This window comes from Micromonospora sp. NPDC049060, from assembly GCF_040649055.1.
Taxonomy (GTDB): domain Bacteria; phylum Actinomycetota; class Actinomycetes; order Mycobacteriales; family Micromonosporaceae; genus Micromonospora; species Micromonospora reichwaldensis.
This window is the reverse complement of the sequence record NZ_JBEZEV010000164.1, coordinates 1-4,208: the sequence shown is the minus strand read 5'-3', so window position 1 is coordinate 4,208 and position 4,208 is coordinate 1. Positions and strand designations below refer to the sequence as shown.

The following is a 4,208-nucleotide window of genomic DNA, read 5'->3' as shown; positions in this document are numbered from 1 at the left end:
TGGTGTGACAGTTCCCGCGTACTGGTTGTAGTAGTTGGTGGCATAACTGATCCGGGTCGCCTGGTGGCACGTGCCGCATCGTTCGAAGCGGTTCTGGAAGACGATCGTGGCGGCGGCGATGGTGGCGGCGCCTTTCAGTTCTGCGAGGCCGTAGGCCGGGATGTTGGTCAGTTCCCACCAGATGAATTCGAGCTGTGCCCGCAGACTCCAGACGCTCTGCCCGGTCGACGCGGCATACCACGTCGCGTTGGCGTTCGGTGTCGCGTCCCAGCGGCCACCGGCACTCCATTGCGCGATCCCGCGCCCCGGTCCGCCTGGCTCCTGCGCCAACGGGTCAATGTTGGACTCCTGTGCCAGGTTGCCGAGGACCCCGGCGGCCTGTACGGCGGTGAGCCCCTTGGCGATGAAGAAATCCCAGGCCACCCTGGAATTGATGGCGGCGAACGCCGGATCAGTTCCGCCCAGGACCGTCCCGAGGGTGGCCGTGGCGCTGAGCGCTGCGGTCGTGTACAAGAAGGTCCGCCTGCTGATTCCGTTGCCTGCCATCGACCGACTCCCGCGTTCGAGGGGATACTGTGCGCTCGAACCTAGGAGGGCCCGAGCCGGCAGGCATCGGGTGTTCGACCGACGGCCGTTTTGCGGATAGGTGCCGCTTACCATGACGCCTTCACAGATCGTCGAGCTGGATCAAGCCGTCCTGGATGGCGCGGGCTACCAGAGCCGCCTTGGTGGGAGCCGCCCGGCCACGCATCGCGTACTTGATCCGGATATGCTCCAGGTGCGAGTTGACCGTGCTGAGCGAGATGCCCAGACGCTGAGCCACGAACTCCTTGGACTGCGACTGGAACCACTGGATCAGCACTTCGGTTTCGCGTACCGATAGCACCGGGCGGTGGGCGGAGCGGTCGCCGGCAAGCGCGCCCGCCAGGGACGGCGCGGTGTACGCCTGCCCGGCCGCGGCGGCCCGGGTCGCCCGGACAAGGTGTTCGCCGCCCTCCGCCTTCGTTAGGTAGCTCAGCGCGCCCAGCTCAAGGCATTGCAGTGCGATCGCGTCGTCGGCGCGCATCGAGTAGACGACGATCCGCCGTCCCGCCTGCGCCAGCCTACGCAGGTCGCCCATGACCGGGGCCGGGCCGCCCAGGTGCAGGTCGAGGATGACCACGTCGGCCTGGGCACCCGCACCCCGCCACGCGGCGCGGACGTCGTCGCCCGAGGCGACCACTTGAATCGGCGGCGTGCCCGAGGAGAGCCAGTGGGCCACCCCGGCCAGCACCGCCGGATGATCGTCGATGATCACTGCGGTCAATTGCTCCTGCTCCGCCATCTGGCCTCCATTCGCACGTACTCACCGTAGGTATCGCAGTCGATCTCGACCTGTGCTGAGTTCGTCATGGTTAGGCTGGCGCCAACATCCGCCATCACCGCGATCCGCACGTCCTCGTGGGTACGGAGCACACTCACCCGCGCCTGGGACCGGGCCGCCGCCAGGGTCGCCGCGACCGGGGTGGTGAGTTCCCGGCGTACGGTGGAGGGCACCACCACGGCCGTGCCGCTGACGGCCAGGGACACCTCGACGCCCCGCCGTTCGGCCTCGTCGACACACGCGGTGACCTCGTGGACCAGCGGATCGGGGGCGTCGTCGTTCTCCGCGAACAATCTGCGCAGCTGAGTCGCCGCGAGCGAGCATCGCCGTCGGGTGTCGTCGTCGCGGGGATCCAGCATGCCATCGGCGAGGTCGGCCAGCAGCGGCAGGGTAACCCCCAGATGCCCGGCGAAGACTATCCGCTGGGTCCGTTCCCACTGCTCGGCGGCGATGATCCTGGTGATCACCCAATCGTGTTCGGCGGCCACGGAAATCGCCTGGCGGGCACGGTGGTGCAGCATCCGTGAGATCGGCACAACCGCCAGCTGGATGCTGGCGGTGGCGAACGCGACGATGCCTGCGGCGCCGATCTCGGCACGGTCCGGCACTTCGAACCACAGAAACTGGCCGAGGCTTGCCGTCAGGTGGACAGCCAGAGCGGTGAGCAGCGCGGGAACACGGTCCAGGAGCAGCAGTAGCAGGTGCCAACCCACCAGGCCGAACGACCAGTCCGGTGGGCTGAATTGCCCACCCGGTGGCAGGGCGCAGGTGGCACCGACCGAGGCCGCCAGCGTGACTGCCGTGCACGTCACCACCACGGCGGTCGGGATGGGCTGGCGGCGTACCACCCATACCGCACAGGCTGCGGTGACCAGCGCCAGCGCGGTGAATGATGCCAACGCGGCCCACTTCGGCTCGTGGTCGTATCCGACCAAGGGCTGCACGCACAGCCCCAACTGCACGACGCCGGCGATGCACAACAGTGCGATCCGCATGGTGGGATGCACGTGATCCCGGAGGGCCTGGCTCTCAGCCATCGGGCCACACCAGCCGTACGGAAGTGCCCGCAGCCGGGCGCGAGGTCACGAGGGCGCTGCCCCCGGCTGCGGTCATGCGCTCGATGATCGAACCGCGAATGCCGCGGCGAGAGTGCGGCACCTGCTCTGGGCGGAATCCCACGCCCGCGTCGTCGACCGTGACGACCATTCGGTTTCCTTCCAGGTCCACGCTCAGCGTGGCGTTCGGTACGCCGGCGTGCCGGTCGACGTTGGTCAGTGCTTCCCGTACCGCCCGCACCAGCGCGAGCGCCGCCGAGGCGGGCACCACCATCTCGGCCTGCCACCGGACGCGGATGCTCAGTGGGCTTCGGCCCACGACCGAGCGCAGCGCGGCGGTCAGCTCGACCGGGCTGTCCTGCGAAGCCTGCCCGTCAGCAGCGCCCGTGAGCACGGTCAGGTCGTGCCGTGCGTACTCGGCGACCTGGCCGGGATCGGTGTCCCGGCCATGCGCCGTCACCAGGAGGAACGTCGCCGAGGCAGTGTCGTGCAACAAGGCGAGGAACTCCCGTTTTTGGCGGTGCCGCGCCACCGCCACCGCCTCAGCCCGGGCCAGCGCCGCCTGACGTGCCCACAAGGTATCCACGCGCCTGCTCGACTGCCGCAGCAACACAAATGCCAGACGCGCCATGACGCATTCGACCAGCAGCCGCAGGCCGAGTGGAACCCCCTCTCGGACCCCGACCACGGCAACGTCGACCATGAGTAGCCCGGCCACAGCTGGAAGCGACACCTTCGGTGACCAGTCCCACTGCATCGTGATCGCCACCGTGGTAAGGGCGTTGACGGCCCACTGATTGGGCTGCCCACCGGTCTGCTCCTGGGTGACGCAGATCGCCACGACGCGCACCGCCGTGAACGCGAGAGCCAGCTGTGCCGAACCTCCCGAGAACCCTGCCCAGTAGTCCACCACGGCGCCGACCACCATCAGCAGGAACAGTGCAAACCCGAGCCGCAGGGCGGCACCGGGAACCGCCAGCAGCCCGAAGGCGCTGATCAGTGCCAGCAGGAGTCCGCGCATGGGCGCGGCGTAGCGGCGTGCCGACGCCAGGAACTCCGCCTCGATGGTGGCTAGGCATGCCCTAGACCCCATGGCGATCTACCACATCCCGCGACAGCAACAGGACCTCTCCGTCCCAGCGTCGCACCAGTCGATCGACATCTATCATCGTGATGACCCTAACAACCCTTGGCCGTCGGTCGAACACACGATGCCTGCCGGCTCGGGCACCCCTAGGTTCGAGCGCACAGTGTCCCTCGAACGCGGGAGTCGGTTGATGGCAGGCAACGGAATCAGCAGACGGACCTTCTTGCACACCACGGTCGCGGCTGGCGCCATCACGGCGGTCGGGAGCACCGCAGGTGCAGCCTTGGCGGCCGTCCCCGGGTTCTACAACCCCTTCAGTGGCTACCCGATCACCGGAACCTGGCAGGACCATCTCAACCGCGGCTCGCTCGGCGGCATCGACTACGGCATGCCGGTCGGAACACAGCTGCCGGCGGCCGGTGGTGGCATCGTGACCAACATCCCGAACAACGGCACCGGAGGCCACACCGTCACCATCGCGCACGACAACGGCTACCGTACGCAGTACATGCACCTTTCGCAGTTTTCGTTGACCAACGGCACGCGAGTTGGCATGGGACAGATCGTCGGGTTGTCCGGGGGTGCCGTCGGCGCACCGGGATCAGGCTCGTCCACCGGTCCGCACCTGCACTGGCACATGATCAACCCGAGTGGCACCCGCATCAACCCGCTGGCCTACCTGGACAGTGGCGGGCCTTCCCTG

General features: G+C 68.0%; 5 protein-coding genes. 1 reads left to right on the top strand and 4 read right to left on the bottom strand.

Annotated features, from left to right (window positions below; translation table 11 throughout):
• The 4 genes from AB0B83_RS29960 to AB0B83_RS29945 form a co-directional block, all read right to left on the bottom strand.
• Positions 1 to 546 (bottom strand): phage tail tip lysozyme (locus AB0B83_RS29960; protein WP_357580985.1); only part of this gene is annotated, 546 nt, incomplete at its 3' end.
• Positions 547 to 667: 121 nt separating this feature from the next.
• Positions 668 to 1,324 carry a response regulator transcription factor gene (locus tag AB0B83_RS29955; RefSeq protein ID WP_357580984.1) on the bottom strand — a complete coding sequence of 219 codons (657 nt, stop codon included), beginning with the start codon at positions 1,322 to 1,324 and terminating at the stop codon, positions 668 to 670.
• On the bottom strand, positions 1,303 to 2,400 hold the full coding sequence (locus AB0B83_RS29950; RefSeq protein ID WP_357580983.1) for a hypothetical protein: 1,098 nt from the start codon (positions 2,398 to 2,400) through the stop codon (positions 1,303 to 1,305). The genes AB0B83_RS29955 and AB0B83_RS29950 overlap by 22 nt, the downstream gene beginning before the upstream one ends.
• Positions 2,393 to 3,439, bottom strand: a complete 1,047-nt coding sequence (locus AB0B83_RS29945; RefSeq protein WP_357580982.1) for an ATP-binding protein — start codon at positions 3,437 to 3,439, stop codon at positions 2,393 to 2,395. Before AB0B83_RS29945 ends, AB0B83_RS29950 begins: the two co-directional genes overlap by 8 nt.
• 70 nt (positions 3,440 to 3,509) lie before the next feature.
• On the opposite strand from AB0B83_RS29945, the gene AB0B83_RS29940 reads away from it, so the two are divergent.
• The coding region (locus AB0B83_RS29940) for a peptidoglycan DD-metalloendopeptidase family protein (protein ID WP_357580981.1) at positions 3,510 to 4,208 on the top strand (699 nt) is incomplete at its 3' end.